The organism is Rhodococcus sp. P4_F3_2, assembly GCF_056401335.1.
Map to the genome: position 1 here is coordinate 19051 of NZ_JBFUJN010000031.1, position 25834 is coordinate 44884.

The 25834-nt window shown below is 60.3% G+C and carries 28 protein-coding genes; 18 read left to right on the forward strand and 10 right to left on the reverse strand.

The window, feature by feature from the left end; all coding sequences use genetic code 11:
• The first annotated feature begins 99 nt into the window (after nucleotides 1–99).
• Both dapB and AC1DWA_RS26425 read left to right on the forward strand, forming a co-directional pair.
• Entirely contained in the window at nucleotides 100–864 is a 765-nt protein-coding gene (dapB, locus tag AC1DWA_RS26420) for a 4-hydroxy-tetrahydrodipicolinate reductase (RefSeq protein ID WP_019748144.1), read from the forward strand.
• On the forward strand, nucleotides 861–1325 hold the full coding sequence (locus tag AC1DWA_RS26425) for a hypothetical protein (protein ID WP_020907483.1): 465 nt from the start codon (nucleotides 861–863) through the stop codon (nucleotides 1323–1325). The genes dapB and AC1DWA_RS26425 overlap by 4 nt, the downstream gene beginning before the upstream one ends.
• Before the next feature lie 35 nt (nucleotides 1326–1360).
• Here the strand turns inward: AC1DWA_RS26425 and AC1DWA_RS26430 are convergent, their stop codons facing one another.
• Together AC1DWA_RS26430 and AC1DWA_RS26435 are read right to left on the reverse strand one after the other, a co-directional pair.
• Nucleotides 1361–2017, reverse strand: a complete 657-nt coding sequence (locus AC1DWA_RS26430) for a DUF3105 domain-containing protein (RefSeq protein WP_019748146.1) — start codon at nucleotides 2015–2017, stop codon at nucleotides 1361–1363.
• 47 nt (nucleotides 2018–2064) lie between these two features.
• The gene (locus AC1DWA_RS26435; RefSeq protein WP_428690398.1) at nucleotides 2065–2865 is read right to left on the reverse strand and encodes a hypothetical protein; all 801 of its coding nucleotides are present in this window, start codon (nucleotides 2863–2865) and stop codon (nucleotides 2065–2067) included.
• Nucleotides 2866–2913: 48 nt separating this feature from the next.
• Between AC1DWA_RS26435 and AC1DWA_RS26440 the strand changes: the two genes are divergently transcribed.
• Together AC1DWA_RS26440 and AC1DWA_RS26445 are read left to right on the forward strand one after the other, a co-directional pair.
• Complete coding sequence (locus AC1DWA_RS26440) at nucleotides 2914–3060, forward strand: hypothetical protein (RefSeq protein WP_378666273.1); 147 nt, start codon at nucleotides 2914–2916, stop codon at nucleotides 3058–3060.
• Nucleotides 3061–3212: 152 nt separating this feature from the next.
• Nucleotides 3213–3485, forward strand: a complete 273-nt coding sequence (locus AC1DWA_RS26445; RefSeq protein ID WP_378666276.1) for a hypothetical protein — start codon at nucleotides 3213–3215, stop codon at nucleotides 3483–3485.
• 98 nt (nucleotides 3486–3583) lie between these two features.
• On the opposite strand, the gene AC1DWA_RS26450 is transcribed toward AC1DWA_RS26445, so the two are convergent.
• A complete protein-coding gene (locus AC1DWA_RS26450) occupies nucleotides 3584–3724 on the reverse strand; it encodes a hypothetical protein (RefSeq protein ID WP_378666278.1) in 141 nt (46 codons plus the stop codon).
• Between the two features lie 578 nt (nucleotides 3725–4302).
• Here AC1DWA_RS26450 and AC1DWA_RS26455 point away from each other — a divergent pair.
• From AC1DWA_RS26455 to AC1DWA_RS26475, 5 genes are all read left to right on the forward strand, one after another.
• A complete protein-coding gene (locus AC1DWA_RS26455; RefSeq protein ID WP_378666280.1) occupies nucleotides 4303–5001 on the forward strand; it encodes an MspA family porin in 699 nt (232 codons plus the stop codon).
• 89 nt (nucleotides 5002–5090) lie between these two features.
• Nucleotides 5091–5480: a hypothetical protein gene (locus AC1DWA_RS26460; RefSeq protein ID WP_378666282.1), complete on the forward strand. Its 390-nt coding sequence runs from the start codon at nucleotides 5091–5093 to the stop codon at nucleotides 5478–5480.
• A 122-nt stretch (nucleotides 5481–5602) separates the two neighbouring features.
• Entirely contained in the window at nucleotides 5603–6001 is a 399-nt protein-coding gene (locus AC1DWA_RS26465; RefSeq protein ID WP_378666284.1) for a hypothetical protein, read from the forward strand.
• The gene (locus AC1DWA_RS26470; protein ID WP_378666286.1) at nucleotides 5998–8679 is read left to right on the forward strand and encodes a glycohydrolase toxin TNT-related protein; all 2682 of its coding nucleotides are present in this window, start codon (nucleotides 5998–6000) and stop codon (nucleotides 8677–8679) included. Before AC1DWA_RS26465 ends, AC1DWA_RS26470 begins: the two co-directional genes overlap by 4 nt.
• A gap of 77 nt (nucleotides 8680–8756) precedes the next feature.
• Nucleotides 8757–9392, forward strand: a complete 636-nt coding sequence (locus tag AC1DWA_RS26475) for a hypothetical protein (RefSeq protein ID WP_477845934.1) — start codon at nucleotides 8757–8759, stop codon at nucleotides 9390–9392.
• Nucleotides 9393–9583: 191 nt separating this feature from the next.
• On the opposite strand, the gene AC1DWA_RS26480 is transcribed toward AC1DWA_RS26475, so the two are convergent.
• Nucleotides 9584–9826: a hypothetical protein gene (locus AC1DWA_RS26480; protein WP_477845935.1), complete on the reverse strand. Its 243-nt coding sequence runs from the start codon at nucleotides 9824–9826 to the stop codon at nucleotides 9584–9586.
• Here AC1DWA_RS26480 and AC1DWA_RS26485 point away from each other — a divergent pair.
• The gene (locus AC1DWA_RS26485; protein WP_477845936.1) at nucleotides 9816–10061 is read left to right on the forward strand and encodes a hypothetical protein; all 246 of its coding nucleotides are present in this window, start codon (nucleotides 9816–9818) and stop codon (nucleotides 10059–10061) included. The genes AC1DWA_RS26480 and AC1DWA_RS26485 overlap by 11 nt on opposite strands.
• Nucleotides 10062–10084: 23 nt before the next feature.
• Nucleotides 10085–10315, forward strand: coding sequence for a hypothetical protein (locus tag AC1DWA_RS26490; protein ID WP_378666292.1), 231 nt, complete (start codon nucleotides 10085–10087; stop codon nucleotides 10313–10315).
• 118 nt (nucleotides 10316–10433) lie between these two features.
• Here the strand turns inward: AC1DWA_RS26490 and AC1DWA_RS26495 are convergent, their stop codons facing one another.
• Both AC1DWA_RS26495 and AC1DWA_RS26500 read right to left on the reverse strand, forming a co-directional pair.
• Nucleotides 10434–10562, reverse strand: a complete 129-nt coding sequence (locus tag AC1DWA_RS26495; RefSeq protein ID WP_378666294.1) for a hypothetical protein — start codon at nucleotides 10560–10562, stop codon at nucleotides 10434–10436.
• A 315-nt stretch (nucleotides 10563–10877) separates the two neighbouring features.
• Nucleotides 10878–11891 (reverse strand): Lrp/AsnC family transcriptional regulator, encoded by a 1014-nt coding sequence (locus AC1DWA_RS26500; protein ID WP_477917230.1) that lies wholly within the window; start codon nucleotides 11889–11891, stop codon nucleotides 10878–10880.
• Nucleotides 11892–12019: 128 nt separating this feature from the next.
• On the opposite strand from AC1DWA_RS26500, the gene AC1DWA_RS26505 reads away from it, so the two are divergent.
• The 4 genes from AC1DWA_RS26505 to AC1DWA_RS26520 all read left to right on the forward strand — a co-directional run bounded on the left by AC1DWA_RS26505 (nucleotide 12020) and on the right by AC1DWA_RS26520 (nucleotide 17064).
• Nucleotides 12020–13324 carry an MFS transporter gene (locus AC1DWA_RS26505; RefSeq protein WP_378666298.1) on the forward strand — a complete coding sequence of 435 codons (1305 nt, stop codon included), beginning with the start codon at nucleotides 12020–12022 and terminating at the stop codon, nucleotides 13322–13324.
• 30 nt (nucleotides 13325–13354) lie between these two features.
• Nucleotides 13355–14836: a M81 family metallopeptidase gene (locus AC1DWA_RS26510; protein ID WP_378666300.1), complete on the forward strand. Its 1482-nt coding sequence runs from the start codon at nucleotides 13355–13357 to the stop codon at nucleotides 14834–14836.
• A gap of 79 nt (nucleotides 14837–14915) precedes the next feature.
• Entirely contained in the window at nucleotides 14916–16259 is a 1344-nt protein-coding gene (locus AC1DWA_RS26515; protein ID WP_378666302.1) for a D-serine ammonia-lyase, read from the forward strand.
• 244 nt (nucleotides 16260–16503) lie between these two features.
• Entirely contained in the window at nucleotides 16504–17064 is a 561-nt protein-coding gene (locus tag AC1DWA_RS26520) for a hypothetical protein (protein ID WP_477845937.1), read from the forward strand.
• Nucleotides 17065–18024: 960 nt separating this feature from the next.
• Here the strand turns inward: AC1DWA_RS26520 and AC1DWA_RS26525 are convergent.
• Entirely contained in the window at nucleotides 18025–18561 is a 537-nt protein-coding gene (locus AC1DWA_RS26525; protein ID WP_477845939.1) for an ASCH domain-containing protein, read from the reverse strand.
• A gap of 287 nt (nucleotides 18562–18848) precedes the next feature.
• Complete coding sequence (locus tag AC1DWA_RS26530) at nucleotides 18849–19883, reverse strand: AurF N-oxygenase family protein (RefSeq protein WP_477845940.1); 1035 nt, start codon at nucleotides 19881–19883, stop codon at nucleotides 18849–18851.
• A gap of 167 nt (nucleotides 19884–20050) precedes the next feature.
• On the opposite strand from AC1DWA_RS26530, the gene AC1DWA_RS26535 reads away from it, so the two are divergent.
• The 3 genes from AC1DWA_RS26535 (at nucleotide 20051) to AC1DWA_RS26545 (ending at nucleotide 22380) form a co-directional block, all read left to right on the forward strand.
• Nucleotides 20051–20257 (forward strand): hypothetical protein, encoded by a 207-nt coding sequence (locus AC1DWA_RS26535; protein ID WP_477917232.1) that lies wholly within the window; start codon nucleotides 20051–20053, stop codon nucleotides 20255–20257.
• 402 nt (nucleotides 20258–20659) lie between these two features.
• Complete coding sequence (locus AC1DWA_RS26540) at nucleotides 20660–20980, forward strand: hypothetical protein (RefSeq protein WP_477845941.1); 321 nt, start codon at nucleotides 20660–20662, stop codon at nucleotides 20978–20980.
• 464 nt (nucleotides 20981–21444) lie between these two features.
• A complete protein-coding gene (locus AC1DWA_RS26545) occupies nucleotides 21445–22380 on the forward strand; it encodes an FUSC family protein (protein WP_477845942.1) in 936 nt (311 codons plus the stop codon).
• Nucleotides 22381–22788: 408 nt separating this feature from the next.
• Here AC1DWA_RS26545 and gad read toward each other — a convergent pair whose 3' ends face one another.
• Complete coding sequence (gad, locus tag AC1DWA_RS26550; RefSeq protein WP_477845943.1) at nucleotides 22789–24168, reverse strand: glutamate decarboxylase; 1380 nt, start codon at nucleotides 24166–24168, stop codon at nucleotides 22789–22791.
• Nucleotides 24169–24251: 83 nt separating this feature from the next.
• A partial coding sequence (locus tag AC1DWA_RS26555; RefSeq protein ID WP_477917234.1) for a YhgE/Pip family protein occupies nucleotides 24252–25834 on the reverse strand: 1583 nt, incomplete at its 5' end.

Genomic DNA, 25834 nt, shown 5'->3' on the forward strand with positions numbered 1-25834 from the left:
GTCCAGTGTGCCAGTGGTGACATAACTCCTGCCCGACTGATGGTGAGCGCATCGGCACGATTGCGTAGGCTTCACCTCAAACAATGCATCGGACGGAGCGTGGAAGACGTGAGTGCAGCACCCATCAGGGTCGGGGTTCTGGGAGCCAAGGGCAAGGTCGGTCGAGCGATCTGCGAGGCAGTGGAAGCTGCTCCCGATCTGGAACTTGTCGCTCAGGTCGATACCGGTGATCGCATCGAGACGTTCGTCGACACCCGCACTCAGGTAGTCGTCGATTTCACGCACCCCGACGTCGTCATGGGAAATCTGGAATTCCTCGTGGCCAACGGAATTCACGCCGTGATCGGCACCACCGGTTTCGACGAGTCCAGGCTGGCGACTGTGCAGTCCTGGCTCGACGAGCAGCCTGCAACGGGTGTTCTGATCGCCCCGAACTTCGCCATCGGTGCTGTGTTGTTGATGCGCTTCTCGGCTGCCGCGGCGCGCTTCTTCGATTCCGTCGAGGTCATCGAACTTCACCACCCCAACAAGGCAGATGCTCCCTCGGGCACCGCATACCGAACGGCCGCCATGATCGCCGAAGCTCGCGCGGAAGCAGGCGTCGGACGCAGCCCTGACGCCACCACGACCGAGCTCGAGGGTGCGCGTGGAGCCGACGTCGACGGAGTCCGGGTTCACTCCGTGCGGATGGCCGGACTGGTCGCGCATCAGGAAGTGATTCTCGGAACTCAGGGCGAGACGCTGACCATTCGCCACGACTCGATCGACCGGAATTCGTTCGCGCCGGGCGTTCTGCTCGGTGTCCGCCAGATCGGGTCACGTCCGGGCCTGACGGTCGGTATCGATTCCTTCCTCGATCTATGAACAAGACCACCCGCACCCTCGCGCTGATCGTTGCGATCTGTATCGCGCTCGCGGTGTACTTCGTGTTGCTCGGCCAGCGCGGAATCCAGCTCATCCAAGACGGAGGCGGCGCCGCGATCGGTCTCGGGATCGGCGTGCTGATCCTGCCGTTCCTGGGGCTGTGGCTCGTCATCGCCACCCTTCGTGCCGGCTTCACACACCAACGCCTCGCGCAGCAGATTCACGACGAGGGCCTCGCTGTCGATGCGTCTTCACTTCCGAAATTGCCTTCGGGCCGGATCGAGCGGGCGGCCGCCGACGAGTTGTTCGCTCAGATCAAGGTCGACTGGGAAGCAGACCCGGACAACTGGAAGCAGAACTTCCGACTCGCTCGCGCCTACGACTATGCCGGTGACCGAAGCCGGGCACGGGAAACCATGCGCCGCGCAGTGGAACTGGAACGTCGGTCGCGAGGTAAGTAGTTTCTCCCTGCTGTGAACAGGGGTCTGCTGGGATGCTACCGCTCCGGAACTGTTGCGGGAGAAGACGGATCCGGAGTGGTGGGGTCGAATGGCGGCGGGTTGTTCGGGTCGAAGCTAGTCATCGGCACCGAACACGTCGCGCCCACTTCGGGATACGTGTTCGGGTTGACTCGTAGCGCCGAGACGAATTGATCGATGCGAGCGTCCTCAGCGTTGTCGAGTTTGAGTTGACGGCCCCAGGACTGCAGCGAGATAGGCGAATCCAGGGTCGGATACGGCGACATCAAGGTGTAGCTCATGCCTTCGACTCGCTGTGCCAAGCGCGCCTGATCCTCACTCGAGACCAGGTCGGGGTTGTACGTGATCCACACTGCCCCGTGCTCGAGGGAATGGACCGCATTCTCGGTTCGAATGGCTTGCGGGTAGACAACTCCGGTGCAGTTTGCCCAGACCGAATCATGGCGACCACCGAAGGGCGGTGAATGTGTGTACGCCACACGTTCGTTCGGCCGTACGTGTTGAGCTGCCGGGTAGTCGACCGTGACAACTCCGTCGATGGATTCGGACGGATCCGGATTGTCGACGCTCGGAACAAACGCATCCGGTCGAGGTGTTCCTTCGAGAGAATTCGCGCACGAAGCCAGCGCGAGAACTGTCGAGATCGCCACTGTTGCTCGAAGTTGTTTGTTCACTCGGCCATGATAGCGGCGCCTGTCCGCTTTCCCGAGACGTGAATCGACTACGACCCGAGAGAGCTTGTGGTTCCGCCCGAGCGCGCGATGTCACTGGCGCCTCGAAGAATTCGGAGCGGAGGCAGCGGCCCTTGGTATGCCTCGGAGCCACTGATCAGATCACCGGCCGCGTCGAACGCGATCGCTTCACCTTGTGGCTCGTCGGGAAGGGGCACACGAATAGGATTGGTGGTCAAGGCTTTCGCGACATCGCCGTCGGGAGCTGTGTAGAGGTAGACATCGGTGTAGTTGCGCAGCGCTACCACCGTGCCGTCTTTGCTCACGGCGCCTCCGGTGACAGCCATCGTTCCGGCATGGGGGACCGGTCCACCGGAAGTGAGGGTGGGAGTAAATCTGAGCTGACCTACCTTGGCCAACATGGTCGGCGACGCCATACTCAGATCCTGAACCTGCTGTCGTTCAGCGGTTGTGTAGACCACGCTTGCGCCCAGGTAATCCTTGGTGACGATGACGGGAAGCCCGTTGCTCTGGATCAGCAGTGTCTCGGCGTCGTGCGCCCCGTCCGGATAAACCAGGGGGTAGGAGGTGGCGGTGCCTGAAGCTGGATCGAGTGCGATCAGCCCGATCGACGTTCGCATCGCGTTGTTGTCGCCGATGTCTGCCAGCCACAGATGGCCGTCAGGAGTCGACGAGAGATCCTCGACATCGACGCGAGGGGTGCCCACATTGATCCAGCGCTGAACTTGGCAGTTCGAATCGAGTTGGGCGACGCGATCGTCGTCGAACGCGAACACCTCAGCCTCGACACCGATCAGGTCCACAACAGCCTGCACCGACTGCGCCAGCACGTCACCGGCGCCTCAGTGACCCGATGCCTCGACCAGTGGGAACACATCGTGAGCAACAACGACATCGACGCCGTCCGCGAGATCGCAGCCTCCGACACCGAGACTGCCCGCGAAATGCGCAACCTCTCACCCCTGTCGGTTCTACTGAGCGAACCGGAACGCCTCTACGTGATCGACGACCTCCGTAAAGCATGAGTTCGTGAGCCGCGAAGACCTGRCCAAAGCCATCGTCGCGGCCTGTAAATGGATCGACGAATCGCAGGTGGTCATCTTCGTCTCTCAGTCGCTGCTGGGCAGCTACGACGCCGACGTTCAGCCCGAAGGCAACCAGCTCCGTCGAAGCGGGTATGACACCAGGCAGCGCCTTCACCGCTCAGACCTTCGGCGAGCGAACGCTGAACGAGAAGGTCAGCATCCTCGATGTCTGGGTGGGAGAGGACTCCGCGTTCCGCTTCTATCTCGAAGACGTTCCGCGCGTGTGGCTCGAAGGAAGCAAGGCCGAGGCGACACTTTCGCATGGAATGAGCCTGTCGATCCCGGCGTTCATTACCGCTGTCATCGCCCACCCGAAGGTGACCGGCAAAGCCGCGACGGCCTGGCCGAAACCGGTACAACCCTGAGCTGTGGGCGATGGTCCTTGGGTACGCGGCGGAGTGCTGCATCATCGATGTTCGCGTTGTCACCGCCGAGCGAACATGAAGTGGCGTGGTGGGGCTCGCTATTCAGCCAAAGAGCTGACCCGGTAGCTGATCTTGTTGGTGGTCGTCCTGGGCATGTCGTTGAGATACGAACTCAGCGCACGCGCGGCGTCGTTCGCGAGTGCCGTTGCAGCGCCTGGTGTTCGTGCGCGAGCAGTCACCGCAATCCCGGCGATGTCGGAGGCCCCAGTGATAGTCAGATCTGATTCGTAGTCTGCTGCAGCGCCGCCGCGTGTGCGTGCGAGGAGTGGCGTTTCCGGTGAAGTAGCCCTGCCCCACTCGGATGGCCACAGCGATCGACTCCTCGCGAAATCCCATGCCTAGCAGGCTCTCACGTGTGCCGTCATCGCTACGATTTGAGAGTCAACCGGTACACCCAGACATGCGGAACGCGAGATCTCGACGTCGCGCGAATGATGGTCCTCGACTACCTCGCCACCATCGAGCCCCTTCGCTCGGTAGGTCACCGTGCGTTTGCCGACAAATGACTGCACCGCGTTTGGCGTCATCATTTCGTGACCATGAGGCTCGTCACATCTCTCCGGGGAACGAACCGCCTGGTCCGGGCTTCTCCGTAATGTTTCCGTAACTCGGAGTACGACTTTAGGTGGACTGATCCGGACATTGGAGGCTAGTCGGGCATGTATGCGGTGTTGTAGCGTCCCGGTCAGACGTTCAGTTAAGTTTCGGCAATCGTTCTGGTTTCCGAGATTTCGACTCATCCCCAGGGAGACCGACCATGGCCACCACCACCGCCGAAACCGTCCGCACGTTGACAAGAAAGCGCCGCATCGGAAAAGCCGTGGGCGCATGTGCTGCGGTGTCGTCGGTATTGATGGTGAGCGCACTCGCGTTTGCCGGTACCGCCTCGGCGACCCCGACGGCACTGCCGGACAAGTTTGCAAGCACGGTCACCGATGACGGCTGGACCCTCGATCTCGCTGCTACCAAACTTTCGGCGAACCCGGTGCCGAATCTGGCCACGACGACGTTCACGCGTGAGGGTTTCGTGTCGGCGAAGGTCACCGGCACCATCTCCGGTGCGGGCGATACGGCCGTCAAGACCGGATATATCGAGCAGGGGTTGCAGATCGGTTGCCAAATCGACGTCTCCTCCGGCCTCGGCGTGGGACTGGGATTCTCCCTCGGCCCGTCCGTCGGTGTCTCCATCTCCGGGGTTCCGTCGGCGAACATCGGCGTGAACGCCTCGGTAAACCCGAGCATCCAGACGACGATTGCACCGGGCACGATCACCACGATCCCCCTGGGGAAGAAGGACCTCGAAGCCGCGAAGGCATCGATCACGGCGGAGAACGTGCACGTCAAGGTCGATGCGTGCATGGGTCCGGTCACGATCCGCTCCTACGCACAGTTCGCCGTCTCGACGGCGACGTCGGACAACAGTGTGTTCGTGTACTCCGATCCGACCTGGCTCTGACAGAACTCTCGTACCACTCGGACAGCCGAAAAAGCTGTAACCCAACAGCGTTCGAGCTCATCGGACCTGTCTTCCCAAGGGAGAACTCTGTGACCCCCCACGCACGTATGAAGAAAATCGCGGCAACGACCGCAGCAGCCACAACTGCGATCGGTGGCGTTCTGCTCACCTTCGCTCCGGCAGCATCGGCGGCACCCACTCTCGCAGAACTGGGCGCCCCCGTCGTGCAGATCCCCATCAATCACGCTGTCACGGTCGCGGCCCGCGACAGCGGCATCCCGGCCGCCCTGGCGAATGCGAATGTGATGGTCCCAGTTCCGGGGTGGGAGAGGGTGATCGACTCCTCCGCGAACGTCCTGGCAATCGAAACGGCCCGGGCGGCGCAGTACCCGAACGGCTGCGCTTCCTACGAGTTCTACCTTCCGCCGAGCGGGAAGTGGGCAGCCGGAGCCACCTCGTACATCAACTGCCCTTGGTAACAACCAGAGCTTTCTGCCCACTGATTCGTCACCCATCCGCATCTCACCCGATGCTGTTCAAGGGGGGTGACACGCATCCCGAGACCCGCAGACCGGCTGGCGGGGAAAGGCATTCACCTCCGATGACTACCTCACCGAACGCCCCGATGACTTCACCCACCCGCCGCGACATCGCGGCGGAGAACGCGTTGCCGTACATCCCACCCGGATCAGGTCGGGAGTCGTCCACCAATCCCGGCCGCTCAGGCGCTGAACCCTCGAGACAGGAGTGGGACCGCGACAGTGAGCTGAGCCAGACGTCGAAAGCGGTCATCGCCACCGTCTTCGGGCTCGCATTGTTGATTGCCGCATTCACGGTGATCGGACGCCTCGCGGACTGGGCCGAGGATTACGGGACGATCCTGGTGTATCTGGCGTTCTTTCTGTGGATGTCGATCGCGGGCAGAGTGTTCTGGTGGGGCGTAGACACACTCATCGCCGAGATTCGGAAGAAGTCGAACACGAGTGGTGATCGACGGTGAAGTCCGCACTGAAACTCAAGCGGCCATTGGCGGGGTTTCTCGCTGCCGGAGCACTGTTGACCGGGACCGCCGGCGTGATCGGTGCGGGGCTCGCGCTCACTGCCGGACCGGCGCATGCGACACCGGAAGAGGATTGCGCGGCGGTGCGGGCACGTGATCATCAGATCTACCTGAACCTGATCGCCTCACTACCACCTGGTGCATCGATCCCGCCTGAGTACATCAACCCGTGCCTTACTGCGCCGTCCACGACCGCAACAGCTGCGCCGACGACCACCGTCGGGCTTCCCGGTGCACAGGCTCCGGGCGGTGGCCCGAACGTCGGGGCGAATGCTCCGACGAACTTTCCCACCTACAACGGCACCCCGATCGTTCCCGTGCCAGGTGCGGCGCACCCGGGGCAGCCGCAGTCGCCGACACAATCTGGTATCGAGAACCCTGCAGGAATTCCGGTCCCGTCGACCACAGGCGGACCTGCCCCGACCACGCCTCAACCCGCTGAATCGACCACACCCACAGCGACCACCGATCGCGGCCCCGGACCAGTACCCACAGAAACCCCGAATACTGCTCCCGCGCAATCGGAATCGACTCCCACCGTCACTAAATCGGGGCTCAGCCAGGACGACGGCCGTGACCGCTACCTCGAATTGGTTCTCGTCGGTGCCGCAGCGTTCACGGCGGCCGGAATCGGAGTGCGCGGTCGGCCCGGACCGTTCAGTCCCCGCACACCCGAATCAGTCCTCTCGCAGGTCGTCGGAACCATCGCCTCACCGCTCATGGCGTATTCCCCTGGCGGGCAGTCTGCGTTGCGGGTGTTCGATCCGATCGCCGACGGATACCGGTTCTTCTTCCTGATCCACGACCAGGCGTCGTCCCACGAGTCCGTGATTCCGGTGACGGTGCCGCCCGGCGGTCACATGAGCGTCAACCCCGATGGCACGGCCACCGTCTTCGACGCCGACGGAAACCCGGTCTCGACGATCGACGCTCCGTGGGCCTACGACGCCAACGGCACACCCATTCCGACGCATTACGAGATCCGCGACGGACAACTCGTCCAGGTCGTCGACACCGCAGGCATCGAAAACATCCTGTATCCGATCCTCGCGGACCCACTCTACGGCGGAGACAACGTCGCCTCCGGACAGTCGATGACGGCGACCGCACTGCCGAACGGCCAGGAAGCGATCTCGGGTCAGCCGGACGGCGTCGCGGTCGTGGGTACCCCCGACCCTGGCTACACGGCGTACGTACCGAACCAGGACACGATGAAGCCTGGATCCGAAATGACAGTCGATCAGGGGGACGGCACCACCAACCGGTACAACAATCCTGTTGATTCGGCCGATGCCGAGTTGGAGGTCACCACGGTGCCCACCACTGAGGCCCTCAACACGATGGCCGCCGCGCAGGAGAACGCCAACCAAGAATCCGCAGTTGCAGCGGCGCAGGCCAAGGACGACCGCGACGAGTGGCTACGTGAAACCGCTGCAGAACGCGCACGGGACGACTGGTTCAGTGAACAAGGATCCGTCCTGACGTCGTTGTTCCGGTTCAGCCAGAATGTGCGCGGCGCCAACGGAATCGAAGGCCTTGCGGAGGCGGGGTCGGATCTTCTCGGTCTGGGGAAGTCCGTCGCCCAAGCCGTTGTTTCCTACAACCAGGACCCCAGTGGTACCACCCGTGACGTACTCGAAAGCGCCCTGCGGCTCGATGCGCTGCGGGAAGAAGGTCCGCAGTACTGGTATCAACAGATACAGCTCGATGCCGGTGCAGCGGTGCTGACCGGTCCGTTCGCCGAAGCCGGACTGGGTACGCGCGTGGCGTCCACCGCAACGCGCGTCGAGGCTGGTATCGCCCGCACTGCTGCCGACGACGTGATTGAGGGGATCGGGCGCACCGGTGTGGATGCCGGTGCCATCGCGCCGGTGAAACCTCCCGCCACTGCGCCGGTGAAGCCTCCGACAACGTCGGCTGCCGATCCTGGCCTGGCGCCCGGTAGGCCCCCGGTCGGGGCGATCGACCCCGCTACACCTACTGCCACCCCGGCACTGCCGCCAGCCACTCCGGCCCTGAGCCCGTCGCCGAAACCCACCGCCGGTATCGGGGCATACCCCGACCCTGCCGGGATCGACCCTCAAGCGGTGCGCCTGTTCCCGCCGGACGCCACGCCTTACGGTCCGGGAGGGACGCTGGCAACGTGGGAGGCAAAGTTCATCGACCCAGTAACAGGGCTTAAGTATCCTGATCAGAAGGGTTTCGTTATCGACCCCACCACCGGTCAAGCGATCTACGAAATGCTCCCTCAGTTTCCGCCCGGAACCGCGTTCGACCGCTTCGGCAAGCCCGACGGTAGATTCCTTGGGGCGGACGGGGACATGTTTCCCGCGCGCAGCCTTCCACCAGCGAATTCCGCCGAACCGTTCTACCGATACGTCATCGATCAACCCTTGCCCCCGAACATGGCGGTGCTCACCGGTGAGATCGCAGAAGCGTTCGCCGCGCCTGGCGGTGGCACCCAATTCGTGGTCACCCAAATAGACTCTGCAACTGGACTCCCAATCCTGTGGCGGGGCACTGATTACACGAACATCGACAACTATTCCCTGCTGACTATCGAGCAAATGATCGCTGCGGACATCCTCAAACAGATCTACCCACCACCCACCCCATGATCGACCTCGCTACGCGCGCACTGCGCAGTGTCGGCAGCGAACAGTAATCTTCAGCTCACACCCACCCAGGAGCAGACATGACCAGGAACCCCCTCCGCCAGGCGGAAGTAAACAATCCCCACGGCGTGGGATTGTTAACTGATGCCGAGGTCGCCGAGTTCACCGCGACCGTCGACTATCTGCGCGCTGTCATTCCTGCCGCGTTCGGGATGGGATGGAATGATCAGGTGTTTTCCGGCGACGGATACGTCGTGACGCAACTTCCGCGTAGTAGTGGTGGTTACTTCGGAGGGTATCGCGGGGTGCGGAAGACCGCGAACGGGTACGTGGCGATGACGTGCGACGAGCGGTCCTACGAAGGTGGGTTGGTGACGTTCGGTCGTTTCGAGGACGCCGTCAAGGCCTATGCGGCAGGGATAGTCGGATCGTTTCGGATGGAACTCAGTGGCCGTTACCTGGGGTATGTGGCGTGGATGTGGAGCGGTACGACCGGCCCGGGTGTTGTCACCGAGTCGTTGAATCCTCCGCACGACACGGAGTTCCGCTTCTACCTCAGAGATGATCCGAGCGCATGGCTCGAAGGAGACAAGGTCGCGGCGACGCTCTCACACGGTTTGGGAATGTCGATTCCCAGTTTCATTGCCGTCATCATCGCCCACCCCGCTGTAACGGCAAAGGACGCGACGGCGTGGCCGAAAGCAGTGAAACCCTGAGCGCTCCGCACCACCGGATGTAGCGCCTCTCCAGGTACAGCACGAATAGAGCTGACATGACCAGGAACCCTCTCCGGTGCTTGGTAATCCGACACCCGAACATGAGAACGCCCGCYAGGTACAAAGCCAGGCGGGCGATCGTCATTTTCAGGTGCTACTCGGCAGCGCTCATATCGAACGTGAAGTGAAAGCTAGTCGCTCGGGACGAGCACAGTGAACTCGGCTTTGCCCGCAGTTTCCTTCTCAGCCAGAATATCTCCACTGTTGTAATCCGTCAGTGAAGTCTGGCACGTTCCAGTAGTCGGCCGCGTCGACACCGTCAGCGTTGCATCCACGCCGTCATCCGTGGCCCCGTAATTATTCGAGAACTTTTCGATCGCGCCGACCGAACGCGAAGTGGCATTTCGGGCCACCATCACCTGCTTGCTGGTCACGCCGTACGTAATGTCGACGACGCCGACGCCGTCGGTTCCGCAGTCGACTTCCAAAGCGATGTTGGCGTTCGGCCCTGTGGCTTTCGGAACAGAGGGTTCCTTCTCGGACGAACAAGAACTGACTACCGTCGCAACACTTACCGCAATCGAGGCAGCAACCAGCAGCGAGCAGCTCGGCGCTGCACCAGCACGCCCCGGAGGTGTGCCGGTAGTTGCGTGTCGCGCATTCCGATGATCTGGACCTGACAGACTGGCTTCATGGCATCGATACACGTGACGGTGAGCCGGTGGACGTGCAGAGGACCATGGTGGCGCGGCTGGCGCCGACAGAACGGTCTCGAACTCCGCATCGAAGGGCACGGGTACACGCAGACATACGGAACGCGAGATCTCGACGTCGCCCGAATGATGGTCCTCGACTATCTCGCAACAGTTGACGCGCCAGCTCCACGCGACGCGGAGATTTGGTGGACCGACCGCGGAAAGTAGTGCATGGCAGCATTGGACGGATTTTGGGAGGGTGTGGCAGATCGCCGCCGAATTGGGCTATCAACAGTGGAATGCGTTTGCGGGCAGCGCATTGCGGTTGAAGGTGCCGGTTCGACAGCTAATCGGTTAGCGCTCGATCGTAGTGGTAACTGTCACCATCAGGGGTGTCGAAGCCTCCGCGATCGTCAGTTTTGGCGCCGGGGTAGTAGCGAGTGAGGATGTCCTCGGTGGACTGAGTGTCGTCCACGCGGATGATTTTGTCTGGTGAGTCGGCTAGGCGGCGTGTGTGACGATCACACTGACACGCGGGTGAAGTGGGCTGTGTTTCATGGTGTTTCCGACTTCCTTTTCTGGTTGTGGTTGCGAGAACAGCCTTACATGATGCAGCTCGACTCAGGTGGGTGGTAGGTGCCGTTGTTGTGTGGTGGCGATTGCACTGGAGAGAAGTGGTGCTCCGCCCTGAGGTTTGGAGAATGAAAATGGTTGGGCCGCTGGATGAACCGCGTCTAGAGCGGCCACGCCTTAGCTGCCATCTAGAGAAGCAGGCATCATACTTGGCCCTTTAGGGATGGTTAGTTGACAATAGCTCGGGGGGCCAAGCATCGACAGGGATCGTGTGAGTGCTGCGGCCTTGTTGGTCGACGAGACGGCCGTAAACTTTGACTTGCCGTATTACCAGACGGCGGTCGACGATTTGTGCGCTTGGGTGTCGATCGCGGATGCGAGTGGCGATTTGTTCGAGGTGTTCGAAGGAGCGCAAATTTACGATCAACAGCAAGTTGACGGCGCCGACCACTGCGGAGCACTGGCGTGTTTCTTCCCAGGTGCTGATGTCCTTGCCCATAGTGCGGAGGTCCTGGTCGGGGACGCTGAGCCACAGAAGGGCCATGGTGTGCCATCCAGATAGTGAGCGGGCTGCGTCGCAACGGAAGGTGATTTCGCCTTGGCTCAATAGGTCGCGAACCCGGCGACGGATTCCGTGGACGCTGCTGTTCAACTCTTCTGCGAGGTCTGTGTACGCGCGTCGACCATCTTCGGCGAGGGCGAGGAATAAATCCCTGTCTTGCGGGCCGAAAGGTCGGCTCTGTCGGGTGGACTGAGCGGCCGGATCGCGAAGAAGGTCGGTCTGAGCTCGGTTGAGTACTCCGAGCCTCCATTGGATGCCTCCGAACATGCTGCCAAAGACATGGCTGCGCATGCGCGTGACATCAGCGGGGAGTGAGATCGACTGGAGTAGAGCGTGCGTGGTCGCAGACAGTGTTGGAGCGAGCAGGTTGGCATACACCTGATAGTCGCCTGTGGTGATTCCGACCGTGCTGATGTATGGAAGTTGTGCGATATGTCGGGCTACCGCCATCTCAGATTGGGGGGTGCAACTGAGTTCGATGACTGCGCCCCGACTTTTTTCGGGTGGTTGGGTGATGGACACCCAGGCCGCGCCGGAGTTTCTCAAGCGTTCCCATCTGCGTGCCAGGGTTATGGGAGCGATTCCCAATGCGTCTCCGAGCTGTAGCCAGCTTGAACGTGGGTTGACCTGTAGGGCGTCGATGAGTGCCAGATCGGTTTCGTCGAGCACATCCTGGGTCTGGGTGTAATTATTCATCGTTATTTCCGTATCTGTGCAAACTTTCCTCAATTTCGGCGGTTGTAGGCATACTACCGATCAGACTGTGTCCGTTCGGGGGAGTGAGAACGGAGAAACGAATGGACGTCAGCAAGCCCATAGCGGTGTCTGGTCAGCGGGCCGACGGTAGGGAACGGATGTACAGGCGGATCGCGTGGCGAATTTTGCCGTTGGTGCTGTTGTGCTACACCTTCGCGTACCTGGATCGCGTCAATATCGGCTTCGCGAAATTGCAAATGTCGGAGGACATCGGCATCAGCGAGTCGGTGTACGGACTCGCCGCGGGTATCTTCTTCCTGGGCTATGTCCTCTTCGAAGTACCAAGCAATCTACTTCTCACCAAGATCGGTACGCGCAAAACAATCGTGCGCATTATGATTTTGTGGGGTCTGACATCGGCAGCAATGATGTTCGTAACCGATACCACAAGCTTTATCGTATTGCGTTTCATGCTCGGTGTGTTCGAGGCCGGTTTCGCCCCGGGAATTATCCTCTATCTAACTTTCTGGTTCCCCGCCGCCCGTCTTGCAGCCCCGATGGCGCTCTATTTACTGGCCGGGCCACTTGGGTCGATGGTGGGAGGCCCGGTTTCGACGTGGATAATCACGACCTTCGACGGCACGTACGGGCTTGCGGGGTGGCAATGGATGTTCCTGCTGGAGGGCATCCCCACGGTCCTGCTCGGTCTGGTGGTGTGGAAATACCTCGTAGATTCCCCAGCCGAAGCCAGGTGGCTCTCCCCGGTGGAAAAAGCACTCATCCATGATGATCTCAGTCGGCAACGTGCCCAAGCTTCCAATCACAACTTCGGGCAGGTTCTGCGCGATCCCCGGATTTTTGCCCTCGCTGCAAGCTTCTTCTGTTTGATCAGCGGCATCTACGCCGTTAGCTTCTGGCTCCCCACAATATTGAAAGACAGTGGTATCGAGAGCACCCAAACGATCGGCTGGCTCTCCTCGCTGCCCTATCTTGCTGCGATCGTAATGATGGTGCTGCTCAGTCGGCGCTCGGATCGACACGGGGAGCGACGCTGGCACAGCGCTGTGCCAGCATTGGTCGGAGCGCTCGCCCTCGCCGTCGCTGCACTGACTCCCGGCACGCTCGCCGTATCGTTCCCGGCTCTGATCATCGCAACCGCGTGCATTTGGGGAGCGTATGCYGTCTTTTGGTCAATCCCGTCGTCTTATCTCACGGGCACTGCTGCAGCTGGTGGCATCGCCTTGATCAACAGTATCGGGCTCCTGGGTGGGTTTCTCAGTCCGACGCTCATCGGCTTCATCCGAGATGCCACAGGCAAAAGCACGGCCGGTTTGCTAGCTTTGGCGGTCCTCGTTGTCTTCGGAGGAATCGGAATCGCTGTCAACCGAATGCCAGTGGCAAAATAAAGACCTCTGAGAGAGATTCTGATGCGAATAATGACAGCCGGATTTCAACATGAAACGAATACTTTCTCCCGAACCTCAGCGGAGTACGAGAACTTCCTGAATGGGGAAGGATTCCCCGCTTTGCGTCGCAATGAAGAGTTATTCGAGTTAGTCGACGTCAATATTCCGATGGGTGGTTTTCTGGCGGAAATGCGCGACACCGCGGCAACGATCATCCCGGTGATTTGGGCTGCAGCGAGCCCCTCTGGGCCGGTGTCACGCAGCGCCTACGACCGAATTGCTGGTGAAATCCTGGAATCGGCGGAAAAGACGCGACCCGACGCTGTTTATCTTGACCTGCATGGCGCGATGGTGGCGGAGCATCACGATGACGGAGAAGGTGAGTTGCTGACTCGGCTTCGCTCCATTGTCGGAAGCAGTGTGCCCATCGTCGTCAGCTTGGATCTGCATGCCAATGTCAGCGAAGCAATGATGGCCAATGCGGACGGAATGGTCGCATTTCGAACGTATCCACATGTGGACATGGCTGAGACGGGCCGCCGCGCAGCCCAGCTTCTGACGCACCTCTACCGCGGCGGGCAGCTACATCGGTACTGGCGCCAAATTCCCTTCCTGATCCCGGTCAACGCTGGCAACACACTCGCCGAACCCGCTCGCTCGATCTACGAGGAGGTCACCCTTCTCGACAGAGCTGACCGATGCCTCTCGTTCGCGCCCGGGTTCCCGGCCGCCGACACCCCAGACTGCGGCCCGACGGTCTGGGGCTACGGCTCAGACGCCGACGACCTGAAAGACGCAGTCGATGAGCTCTACACCCACATCGTTGCTCGGGAGTCAGAGTTTCAAGTATCCTTCCTCACTCCCGAGGAGGCAGTCGCAGAAGCAGATCGGTTGGCCAGCAGAGCAACTCGGCCCGTGCTCATCGCCGATCCGCAGGACAACCCGGGTGCCGGTGGGGATGCAAGAACGACCGGGCTGCTCTCTGCTCTGATACGCGCGGACGCACAAGGTGCCGCCGTGGCATCGATCTGTGATCCCGCCGCCGCCGCAGCAGCGCATTCCGCTGGTCTCGGGGCAAGCATTACCCTCCAACTTGGAGGGCACCCAGGTATTCCGGAGACCGGACCGCTCGAAGCGACCTTCGTGGTCGAGTATCTCTCAGACGGTAAGTGCCGATTCGAAGGGCCGATGATGAACGGCAACGAAATCGACTCGGGCCCAAGCGCCTCACTCCGCCACCGCGGGATCTTGATCGGAGTCACCACACACAAATCGCAAATAATGGATCGCGCACAACTTCGAATGATCGGAATTCACCCGGAAAAACTCCGAATAGTCGTTGTCAAGAGTGCAATACACTTCAGGGCTGACTTCGACCAGATCGCCGAAACTGTTCTGAACGCGAGGGCTCCTGGCCCGATGACCGCAGAGCCCGCAGACCTCCCCTGGCGTCGACTTCGATGCGGTATCCGCATCACAGCGCTCGGGCCGGCGTTCGAAGGAATCAACTGATTGACACTCCCAATCGCAGCGCATTGCAACAACTTGCGCGATGCAAGAGCCGTACCGAGAAGATCCGTGGAGGACGAAATTGATACTTGGAAAGTCACGCGACGACTGGTATCAGCAGTGCCCGCTTTTGCCCAGCCTGGTGGGGACGACCGAAGTGCTGTGGCTGAACCCGCACCTGACGACATCCCGTACCGCGCTGTCAGGCGTCGCCCTCACATCCGCTGACGTTGACGATGCAGCGGACAGGTTACTTCGGTTCGCCCCCTTCCTTGCCGAGATTTTCCCTGACACACGTTCTTCGCGGGGGATCATCGAATCGCGGATCGTCGCTATCCCAGCCATGCAACAAGCGCTCACCAACTCGTATGGACAATCGATTGATTCGCTGTGGTTGAAACTCGACAGCGAATTGCCTATCAGTGGCTCCATCAAAGCTCGTGGTGGTATCTACGAGGTGCTTGCCCATGCCGAAGCCATCGCGCTTGATGCCGGGGTTCTGAAGCTCGATGACGACTATCGCGTGCTTTCGGGTTCTTCAGCGAAGCAACTCTTCGCAAAGCACACCATCGCAGTCGGTTCCACCGGAAATCTCGGTCTTTCGATCGGGGTGATGAGCGCTGCCCTCGGGTTCCACGTGACCGTACATATGTCGTCCGATGCTCGACAATGGAAGAAGGACAAACTTCGCGACCACGGTGTCACAGTAGTCGAACACGAGGCTGACTATTCGGTCGCTGTCGCAGCAGGACGTAGTGAAGCGGAAGGAGATTCCTTCACATATTTCATCGACGACGAGAACTCCGAAACGCTCTTTCTCGGATACGCGGTCGCCGCGCGTCGTCTTGCAGGGCAACTGCAAGCGTTGGACATCCGGGTCGATGATGCGCACCCACTTGTCGTTTACCTCCCTTGCGGTGTCGGAGGCGGACCAGGAGGCGTCGCCTTTGGTCTCAAGACCATCTTCGGGGACAACGTGCATTGCATCTTTGCCGAACCCACCCACTCACCCGCCATGCTGCTCGGCATGTACACGGGTATGCACGAGATGGTCAGTGTCCAGGACTTCGGTATCGACAATCTCACTGCTGCCGACGGTTTGGCGGTAGGGCGCCCGTCCGGACTCGTCGGACGACGAATGGAACATCTCTTGACCGGGGTGTACACAGTCGACGACAACGAACTCTTCCGAATGGTTTCCATGCTCCATGACACCGAGCAGTTGAAGATCGAACCGTCCGCCGCAGCGAGCCTCCCCGGTGCCTTCCGACTCGCTCGCGACCTTCGACAAGGCGTGAGTTGTCAGCTTTTGAGCCCAGAACGATTCCGCAACGCTACGCATATCGCCTGGGCCACTGGCGGTGGAATGGTCCCGGACATAGAAATGGAGACATACATTTCCAGAGGCCGGGCCCTGTCCGACTGAACAACCCGGAATGAGGACGTGAAACTGCCCTCGGTCGATTGTGAGCCCTGATGACGTGTGCCATGCGGGCGCACTAACAAGCTTTTCGAACGGTTTCCGCAAAACCTGTGGGTGACGAAGACTCGCTCCGTCCTTAACACATAGGGGCGGAGGCGAGTTGACGCTTTGGCACGCGGGGCCCGACCGGAAGTCCCCGGTCACCACTTCAGCGTCTTTCCGGACGCTTCCACCCGAGCTTGTTTATATGGCGTGTCGGTTCTGGCGAACGTTGTTCGGATTTGTTGCCGGACGTAACCTCTCAGATGACGGAGACAGCGCTGACGGCGAGGCGGTGGCCGCCGCGAAGCAATACGCCGCACTCCTCGCGAATTACAGCCCCGAGAGCATCGACACCTACTTCTCTCAAATGCAAGATGCAACCACGGGCAACGCTCGCGACCAGATCGGTTGCTCGGAAACAACATTGAAGGACACCATCAAAACACTGCAACTGACGTCGACCGGATCACTCCTCTCGACCGGAGTCGTTTCCTCGGACGACAGTTCCACACAAGTCCTAGTCGTGTTCGACCAAACAACCACGTGGAAAGACGCCGGAGACGAAACGGGAACAGGCACCGAGAACGGGGCAGCGAACGTGCTGACATTCACAATGAAACCGGTGGACGGCGCGTGGAAGGTCTCCGAGATCGAATCTCCACTCGCTCCGGGAATCGGCACCACTCCCGCTCCAGGGCAGAGCAATGCCTGCGAATCAGGACGTGCCGCATCGTCGGGAGGCCCCGCCCTCGATCCACCGCGTTGACCGGGCCGTGACCCGCGTATCCGCCGGCCGAGTCACGAGTGCAGCATCGAGGGGCTAGGCCTGACTTATTCGTTTTTCCGGAAATTCCCTGACATGTGCACGGACAGAGTTTGTCGTACATGAGTCCGACCCGAGACACGGCCCGACTCATCTCATATCGAGCTGCGCCAACGCCCCGCGCGAATAGTTTGTTCGACATCTATGTGTCCGTGCGGTCGTCGGTACAGTGTTGTGGATACGGGGAATGGTGGACCAATTGTTGTCGAGAATTCGGACGAGCTACCTTCGGTGAGGCCGTGTGTGTGCCCGCCCCGTCATCGCGTTGAGGCCGGGTTCCCCACCATCTCGGGCCGTTGCGATCAGGCAGATAGGCCGCGATGTCGGCGCATGAGTCGTCGGGTTACTCGTGCCCGTTCGGGCGATGCTTGCGCCATTTTTTTCTCGCGCGAGTCGCGAATGAATTGGTTGAGAATAGCGATTCTTCCGGCGACATTCAGGAGGAATGCGGCGATCTTGGGGATCGAAGTGGTTTGACGACATTTCGGTCGACGACATGGACTTCGGCCCGCGTCTGGACATCGAGGCCGTCACGTTCCACCCTGGGTCAGCATCGCCGGAAAGTCGAGTATGGTCCGGTCATGGGCCGACTCACAGAACTACTCAAGTCCGTAAAATCACTCGGGTCACGCAAAGACACCACCGCCAAGCAGGAAAAACGCGCACTGGAGCGGTGGKAAAACGAAGGCGGCCCTGTCGCAGAGGATCCACGACAACGCTGACCCCGGGCGAGTGTCAGTGCGCCTGAACCGATCAACTCAGCCAGAATAGGCCGCAACGACCTCATCGGCTCCTCAAAGCCGCACCCCGCGCCGACTCCGGTCAGTGGATCGCCGCCGGCAGCGCAGACCTCGACGCACACGGAAATGCAACAGAGGTTTTCGACGGCTGAGTTCGGTCGCACTACGTCGCGGGCAGTGACGAATCCCTGTGGTGACCAGTCGTTATGACGACTACCTGGACAGCAGCGTCTTCAGGCATATCGGGGTAGTAGTTGGCCCGGAGTTGTTTTGCGAAATTCGTCATGTCGGTGCCGGGTGGCTGGTGAGCTGCTAGCGGCGACAGGTGAGCGAGATCGTATGTTTCTACAGCGGTGACTTGTCCTGCAAGGGGGCGGGCGGTCGGGTGATGATCGAAGATGAAAATTGCCGGCCCTTCGTGTGTGTCCTCGCGCCAGCGGACGATGGAAACTTTCGCGCCAGAAACCACTGCCGTGTAATGCTTCTGATGAAAGTGCACGGTTTGAGCAGGAGCGCCGGTCGTCATGTTCTCATTGTCCACTAGCACGGCCAGCACCCAGGCGGTCCCACTCTCGATGGCGGCGGCCGAAAGCGTGGCCTTCACGACCTCCCGCAGGGTCGGCCGGCTTTCCCGGCAGGCATCGCCGCGCAGGGACTCGTCGGTGGAGCGGAGGGAATCCTCCTCCGTCTGCAACGTCACGCCATAAGCGCCCTTCTGAACCTCGGAGTACTTCAGGCGCGAGGGCTCGAGCGTCGAGCACGAGAGCGGAAGCCGCTCATCAACGTGCGGATTTGGTTGTCATCTGGCACTGATGTCGCCGGTTCGGCCTCGATCGATGCGCTTCCTACAATTTGATGGGCGATTCGGGTGTGGGCCTGTGGTTGGCGCGCTGATATCTGTGCGCCATTCCCTCGACCGCGGTGAGCGGGTAACGCAGCTGTCTGTCGAAGTGGGAGAGGGGCAGTTGCGTCGCGGGTTGAAGATCGTCAGGCTGTGGCCCTCGACGGCTCGTTGCGGTAACGCGACAGCCGGCCGTCGGTTCCGGTAAGCCGCCAGGACCAGAGGGTGAGCCGCGTGCGCATTCCGTTGGCGTCGGCGAGACTCCGGACGTCTGCGCAGGACTCCGCAAGGAGTCGCCGGAAATCGGGGTTGCGCATCGAGTAGGTCTCGCGCAGAACATTGCGGGGGATACCCAGCAACGTCGCGTCCTGCCGGCTCGGGACGACGATGGCCCAAAACCCTATGCGCATGACTACCGGCGTGGTGAGGCCGAGTGCGAGGCGGTTGAATCGGCTCATGCGCGGAGCGTGATGGCGCAACCATGCATGGGCGAATCCGATGTGACGTGCTTCCTCGGCGAGATGGATCTGCATGATGCGGTCGGTGAGCGGGTGAATGCCACCGCCGCGCATGATGCTCTTCTGGATGTGGTCGATCGGCTCCTCTCCAGCGAGGATGATCTGAAAGAAGAAACTGGGCCACAGCGATCCCAGCGAACCGACCAGGGGGAAGGCCTTGACAAGCCACGTTGGGGCACCGTGTACCTCCGGAGCCACCCGGTTGGTGAACTCCTGAAACATCTGGATGTGGTGTGTCTCTTCGGTGAGTTCGTGCATGAAGTAGCGAAATTCGGGGTTCTCGTTCGCCAGGCTCATCAAGAACTGGGTACCGCCGAGAAGGAGCAGTTGCTCGAACTGGGAGCCGGTCTTTGTTATAGATGCGAGCCGAATCCGGGCAACTCGTCGTTGTTCCTGGGGTGAGAGCGCGCGGTACCAGTCGGTGTGGGACAAGGGGTCGACCGCGGGGAGTGTCCATCTCGGGTCGTCCGCGGGGGCGGCGAACTCGGGCGAATTCCAGGCGATGTCTTTGAACGCCTCGAAGTGGAGCCCTGTCGAGGATGCCTCGGACAGTGTGCGCAGAGTGTCGTGGTAATCGCGGCGTTCGTTGACGGTATTGCGCCCCGGAGTTAACCGGACAGATGGCGCGTTACGCCGCGTGCGACGAAGTGTTAGGAACTGCATTTCGGGCTCCTTTGTGGCATCTATCTCAGATGTGCCCACAGTAAACTAAGTGTGACTAAGCGTCCACAGTAACTGTATGAGTCTGCACGTCCACGGGTAAGTCCGGAAGGGCGAAAGGGACGCTCAATATCGCACCATGCACGCGGCTCTCGGCGTTTGATGGTGGTGTGGGTCCTGCCGTCGAGACGACGGCGCTGGACGTGGTCGACGTTAGGCCGTTGTGTGCATCTGCCGACCTATACGGTGGGATAGGTGCAGGACGAGGTTCTCGCGATCTCGTCACGGTCGGTGTCCCGCTTGATCGGGTCGGAACTCACCTCGCCGAACTCGCGTCCCTGCACCGCGACGACATCCGAGGCGGCGCAGACAGTTGATCATGTGGATCGGCCCGCACGTCTTTCGTCATGCGACGGGGATCCGATGGCCCGTGGTTTGTTGCTCGGATGGCGATCGGTAACAGTGGAAATATCTCACCGGTAACTTTCAAGTTGTGTCAGTTCTCTTTCTTAAGTGACTGTGTAACAACCAGTTTCGACGGAAGTTGCTATCTGAATTGAAATTATGGGCGAAAATGCACGACGACCAATGGCTCTGGCAGGGGTAACTGTGCGCGTCACCGATGGCGACGGAACCAACAGCGTCGAGATCGACATGCTCGTGACCGCCGACGCCATCACCGAAGTGCCGTCGGCCGGCTGAGACTTGTTCCGCGCCGAGTCTGCAAGAGCGGAGTTTGCGTCAGGCGCTCCCGGTAGATGGGCGGTAGCCTTCATGGTGTGATCGCGCTCTATACGGCACTGGCTTTGGTGGTGGGTGTTGCTGTCGCGGCGCGCCGTCCTGTGGGTGGCAGGAAGAATCTGGCCGACGTGTTCGGCGGGACCGAGCATGAAGCGGTCCGAGCCGGAACGCGTTGGGCTGTAGGCGTACTGGAGTCGGAGGGAGTTTCTGCTTCGGAGCAACCTTTGGTCGCGTTACGTGAGTTGCGTCGGGCTAATCGAGCGTTGTCGCTTACCGGTGCCAAGGTTCTTTCTGGATCAACTTCTGCCACCTCGCTAGCGCAGTCGCGGATCGCTGTCACCGAAACGTCCGCGACCTAGGCCTGGCAACTACTGAATGCACGGAAAGGGCCCGGCGAGCACTTTGCTTCTACGTGGCCATCGTGACCGATGTCTGCGATCAATTCATCGTGTGCCATTCCGGTGTGTCGTTCGCGAGATCCGGGTCGAGCGCATCAACCGAAGAGAAAGCAGTGCGAATACTGACCTACCAGACGATGCCGCAAAGCGACGCCACCAAAGACGGGAGGGCTGGACCGTACGGATCACGATTGGTGCCGGTATGTTGTTAACGTACCGTTCGACTCCTTCGGGTAAGATTCCCGGTATTGGTGATTTGGCGATTCGGCCGCTCATGTCAGGTTCAAGTCGTTGGTTCTTCTAGAGATTTTTGTCGGCATCTGGAATGCTTGCTCGCAAGTGCCGTATCTGCGGCATCTCGAAGATCGGCACAGTTCATGGGCATAAAGAGTATTAGCACGAACCGTGGGTCGATGGTGCGATGGGTGTCGGGTCTGCTCCTGTGTTTCGTCCCGATGATTTCCCTTTATCTGAGTGCGTGGAGTTCCTACGCGCCGTTTATCTACCTTGGACTTCTTCCGGCTTTGGTGGCCCTTGAACGCGGGGTGCGGGTCGCAGCGGTAACCGCGGTACTGACTCCGGTTTCGGTGTTCTTCGGCCTTGTAGTTAGTGGGTCCGCCTGGATCTCGGCCGTGTTCGTTGCCGCGATATGTGTAGGCGTTGCATGGTCGTACACCAAGGGATGGGAAGGGGCTGCGACGTACATAGCAAGCCAAGCCGCTTTGGCAGCAATCGCTGCTCCTGGGGCACGCGTGACCGATTTGGCACCGAACTCGTTTGCTTCGGCAGCGGTGGTGACGGGTTTCGTGCTTGTCGGAGGTGTATGGGTTGTACTGATGGGCATTCTGCTTCTGGGTGACCTCCCACACAATGCCCATGAACAACCCGCTGATGAGGATCTACGCCGGTTCACGATCGTTTTGGTCGGTCTGGTTTTCTTCGGGACTCTCGCGGCCAAGCTCTGGTTACCAGGGGGTCACGCGTGGTGGGTGGTACTGACGATCCTCGTAGTACTTCAGCCTGGTGTCGCTGGAACCAGCAGAAGAACCTTCCATCGCGTGTTGGGAACTGTGGCCGGTGGGTTTGCTGCCGCATTGTTGGTCAGTGTCATTGGCATCAATTCTGTCACTACGGCGATTGGGGTGTTCGTGGCAGTTCTCAGTGGAATCGCGTATCTGAAGGCGCCGTATTGGGTTTTCGCTTTTCTTCTCACCGCTGTGCTGATGTGCTTATCGTTCACTCCGGAGACGGTAATGCACGGGTATGTCGAAAGGGCAGGGTTTACGCTGCTTGCTGCGGCGGCAACGGTATTGGTGCTGAAAATATCTGCAATGGCATTGAGGCCTGTTGAAAATGATTGATAGTCCGTGAATTGGGAGCATCTTGAGGGTCGGCGCAGGGCGACTGATTGATCATCACTCATATGCGGACTGAAACCATCAAATCTATGTGCCAATTGGCGTAGTGCACTCCTGAGTGTATCGACTTCTACGCACGTGGCCTTAGTAGCAACAGGCTAGCGCGTTACCGGCGATTGTGGATCACCCCGGGAAGATCGGATCCCTGCTTTTCGATGCGATAGAGCGCATATTGAAAAAAGGACCGAGCTCCACCATCTGGCAGTGGTGAAAGTTCAGGCACGGTCCCGCTTTGGTGAAATCTAGAGGCGGGCTATCGGGAAAATTTTTCACTCCTGGTCCGAAGTGCAGTTGGGACTGGAGTGGACGCTGTTGCGGGGAAGCGGTGTCGTGGATTCCCCGCAACAGCGGTCAGTGGGCGAAGGCAGTCCTTTGGGGTCGCTCGGCGTTGCTCTTGCGCAGTTGTTCGACGACCTCGTTGATGGCGGTGGCGAGTTTGTATGCGAGATCTTGGCTGAAACCTTCTCGTAGCACGATACGCAGGACGGCGACATCTTCGGCGTCGGCGGGCATGGTGTAGGCGGGCACTTGGAATCCGCGTGCCCGGAGTTCGTGGGAGATGTCGAAGACAGTGAAGCCTGGGTCGTCGACGACTTCGAAAGACAAGACCGGTATAGCGGTGCCGTCGGTGATGATCGCCATGTTGTCGATCTTGGAGATTGCGGCGGAGAGCATAAGCGCGGTGTCGCGCAGCGATTCCATGATTTGGGTGTACCCAGCGACGCCGAGGCGGATGAAGTTGTAGTACTGCCCGACGACCTGGTTGCCAGATCGAGAGAAGTTGAGGGTGAAGGTCGGCATGTCGCCGCCCAGGTAGTTGACCCGGAACACCAAGTCTTCCGGTAGGTGTTCTTTCGAGCGCCAGACGACGAAACCAATGCCCGGGTAGGTCATGCCGTACTTGTGGCCACTGACGTTGATCGAGACCACACGCGGAACCTTGAAGTCCCACATCAGCTCGGGGTGCAGGAACGGGACGACGAAACCTCCACTGGCAGCGTCGACGTGGAGGGGGACGTCTGGACCACCGTTTGCGGCGATCTCGTCGAGGGCTTCGGCGATCTCGGCGACGGGTTCGAGCTCGCCGGTGAATGTCGTGCCCAGGATCGCGACCACGCCGATGGTGTTCTCGTCGACGGCGTCACGGACCTGTTCGGGAGTGATGACGTAGCGGCCCTTTTCCATGGGGAGGTATTTCGGTTCGACGTCGAAGTAGCGGCAGAACTTTTCCCAGACGACCTGGACGTTGCTGCCGAGGATGAGGTTGGGCTTCGTGGTGTCTTTACCTTCTTGTTCGCGGCGCTGGCGCCAGCGCCATTTGAGTGCGAGGCCGCCGAGCATCACAGCTTCGGAGGACCCTACCGTCGAAACCCCCGTCGCGGACGCAGGGTCAGAGGTCAAGCCCTCTGCGTGGAAGAGGTCGGCAACCATGTTGACGCAACGAGTTTCGATCTCCGCTGTCGCGGGATACTCGTCTTTGTCGATCATGTTCTTGTCGAACGTTTCGGCCATCAGCTTGTCGGCCTGAGGATCCATCCAGGTGGTGACGAAGGTCGCCAGGTTCAGTCGGGAACTGCCGTCGAGCATCAGCTCGTCGTGGATGAATCGATACGCCGCTTCAGGATCCGACCCGGCCTTGGGCATTCTGAGAGCTGGAATCGGATCAGTACCGAGCCGTCCCGTGTACGCCGGTGCGAGGGTTTCGGCGGGAGCTGCGAAAATATCTGACATCTTTCTCCTCCAATAGTCGAACGAGCGGTTGCGGATCAGTTGGACAGTCGAGTATCAAGTCGGATGTTGTTGTATCGCAGTGATTACACTTCGATTGACGGGTACAAGCGTTCCATGGTGTATCGGCGATTGCGGCGAACCGAGAGTGCGCTGATAGTCATCGAGACGAGCAGAATGCCGGAAAGAACGGCGATGGCTGTCCAGAGTCGCGAATCGACGTGTTCGGCGGTGATGAGTTGGCGCAGTCCGTTGACGGTATACGTCATCGGGTCGAAGGGATGGATGTATTGGAATGGTGTCGCTGTAGTGGGCACTGGATAGATGCCACCGGCGGAGACAAGTTGCAGCATCAGGAAGGCCAAGGTCACCACTCTGCCGACTGCGACTCCGAAGAGAGCATTGAACATCTGGATCATCGCCAGGTAGGTTGCCGAGACCAGCATGAGGAACAGGATCGTTCCGGGAACGTGTTTGACGTCCAGGCCTACTCCGATGTGTACTACGGCGTACATCGTGATCACTTGGAGGATGCCGATGAGCAGCGCCGGCCAGTACGACGCAAGAACTGTTCGATAGAGGCCGAGATTGCTTACAATTGCACGGGATTGTAACGGGGTCAACAACATCCAGGTGATGATGCAGCCGACGAAAAGGGCCAAGGAGAGGAAGAACGGCGCGAATCCGGTACCGAACGTGGGCGCCTCGTTCGTGTAGTCCTGTTTGAGTGCGACTGGAGTGGACAGAGTGTCTGCGGTGGCGGTGCGTTGCTCGTCGGTCCAGCTGGGTACTTGTCCAGCGCCTTTTGCGAGTGCGTCTGCTAGTTCGCCCGAGCCTGATTGCAGTTCCACCATTCCCGAAGCTAACTGATCGGCTCCGCTCGCGAGCTGGTTGCTGCCGTCGGTCAACTGGATCAGTCCGGAGTTCAACGTCGTGGCTCCGGAACTGAGCTGGTCGGCGCCGTCGCGTAGTTGTCGAACGTCGGAGGCGAGTCCGCCGTTTTGCAGCAGTAGGAGTCCTGATTGGAGTGGGCTGGATGGATCCGTCAACTGGTATTCGAGTGCTCGTGCATCGTTGCTGAGTTGATTGATTTCCGCTTGTAGTGCGGCAGTGTCACTTTGGGGTTGTGCTGCCGCGAGAGGTGTGAGGGCTGCAACGGCCTGTTGTGCGAGTGGGTCGGTGCTGGGTCCGAGAAGGTCGAGCACTCGCTGGATTGCCGGGGAGACGGTAGCTTGTGGCGGTTGTGGGAGGCGATCTCCGAGCGCAGTCAGTGATTGCCGTAGTTGCGCTGCTTGGGCTCCGAGGTTGGGTACGTTGCCGGAGTCGAGGGCATTGAGCAATGGGTCGGCGACGCCGTCGATCGCCGTGGCGAGTTGCCCGGCGCCGGCTGCGAGCTGCGCTGAACCGTCGCGTGCGGTGACCATGTTGGTGGCGAGTTCGTTTGCGCCGGAGCTGAGTTGATCGGCCCCGCCTTTGGCTGTGTCGATACCGGCCGCGAGGGTCTTCGCTCCGTCGGCAGCCTGGCCCAGGCCCGAACCGGCGGTCTGCAGACCCGTCAGGACTTGGCCGACGCCTTGGGCGCCGATGGTCGAGTTGACCTGATTGATGACCTGCTCGGACGCGTCCTGCCCGATGATGGTGGCTAGATAATTATTGGCGTCGTTGAAGG

Excerpts from the sequence above, each read along its gene's own strand:
- AC1DWA_RS26425 (WP_020907483.1), top strand. The coding sequence starts at position 861 with ATGAACAAGACCACCCGCACCCTCGCGCTGATCGTTGCGATCTGTATC.
- AC1DWA_RS26445 (WP_378666276.1), top strand. The coding sequence starts at position 3,213 with ATGACACCAGGCAGCGCCTTCACCGCTCAGACCTTCGGCGAGCGAACG.
- AC1DWA_RS26455 (WP_378666280.1), top strand. The coding sequence starts at position 4,303 with ATGGCCACCACCACCGCCGAAACCGTCCGCACGTTGACAAGAAAGCGC.
- AC1DWA_RS26465 (WP_378666284.1), top strand. The coding sequence starts at position 5,603 with ATGACTACCTCACCGAACGCCCCGATGACTTCACCCACCCGCCGCGAC.
- AC1DWA_RS26475 (WP_477845934.1), top strand. The coding sequence starts at position 8,757 with ATGACCAGGAACCCCCTCCGCCAGGCGGAAGTAAACAATCCCCACGGC.
- AC1DWA_RS26490 (WP_378666292.1), top strand. The coding sequence starts at position 10,085 with ATGGCATCGATACACGTGACGGTGAGCCGGTGGACGTGCAGAGGACCA.
- AC1DWA_RS26510 (WP_378666300.1), top strand. The coding sequence starts at position 13,355 with ATGACAGCCGGATTTCAACATGAAACGAATACTTTCTCCCGAACCTCA.
- AC1DWA_RS26520 (WP_477845937.1), top strand. The coding sequence starts at position 16,504 with ATGGCGTGTCGGTTCTGGCGAACGTTGTTCGGATTTGTTGCCGGACGT.
- AC1DWA_RS26530 (WP_477845940.1), bottom strand. The coding sequence starts at position 19,883 with ATGCAGTTCCTAACACTTCGTCGCACGCGGCGTAACGCGCCATCTGTC.
- gad (WP_477845943.1), bottom strand. The coding sequence starts at position 24,168 with ATGTCAGATATTTTCGCAGCTCCCGCCGAAACCCTCGCACCGGCGTAC.